Raw genomic sequence first — 754 nt, 5'->3', positions numbered from 1 at the left:
ATACGCTGGTGGTACGATTGGCAATACACTTCATAACTACTCGGTTCTTGCAGACGATCGTTCTACGCTGCTTGGTGTGATGAGCCAGGATATCAAAATCGGCAGCTACGGCTATCGTTACCTTTGTAATACATCGAGCCGCATGGATCTGAATTACCTGCAAGGTGTTGATGGTGCTATCGGTCGTTGTTTTGCTTTGATCACTGAAGACGGTGAACGTACTTTTGCGATCAGCGAAGGTCAAATGAACCAGCTTCATCCAGACAGCATTCCTGAGAAAATTTTCAAAAATGCTTCTGCACTAGTACTGACATCTTACTTAGTTCGTTGTAAAGAAGGCGATCCAATGCCTGAAGCAACAATGAAAGCCATTGAGTTTGCGAAGAAGAACGACGTTCCTGTTGTATTAACGCTAGGTACTAAGTTTGTTATTCAAGACGATCCTAAATACTGGCAAGACTTTATTCGTGAACACGTTTCTGTTGTCGCAATGAACGAAGACGAAGCAGAAGCGCTAACAGGCGAAACTGATCCGCTAGCCGCTTCTGATAAGACGCTAGAGTGGGCTGATATGGTGTTATGTACCGCAGGTCCTGTTGGTCTGTTTATGGCGGGTTACACTGAAGACAGTGCGAAGCGTGAAACCACGTTGCCATTACTTCCTGGCTCGATTGCTGAATTTAACCGTTACGAGTTCAGCCGTCCGGCTAAAAAAGATGCATGTCAGAATCCGATTCGAGTTTATCCGCATATT

The 754-nt window shown here is 45.1% G+C and carries 1 protein-coding gene; it reads left to right on the top strand.

All coding sequences use genetic code 11. The features are described from left to right. Positions 1–754: inosine/guanosine kinase (locus R7Z50_RS26875; protein ID WP_318149666.1), on the top strand; the 754-nt coding region annotated here is incomplete at both ends.

The organism is Vibrio sp. 1249-1, assembly GCF_033340495.1.
Note: the sequence above shows the minus strand (reverse complement) of the source record. Positions and strands in the feature narration are given on the sequence as shown.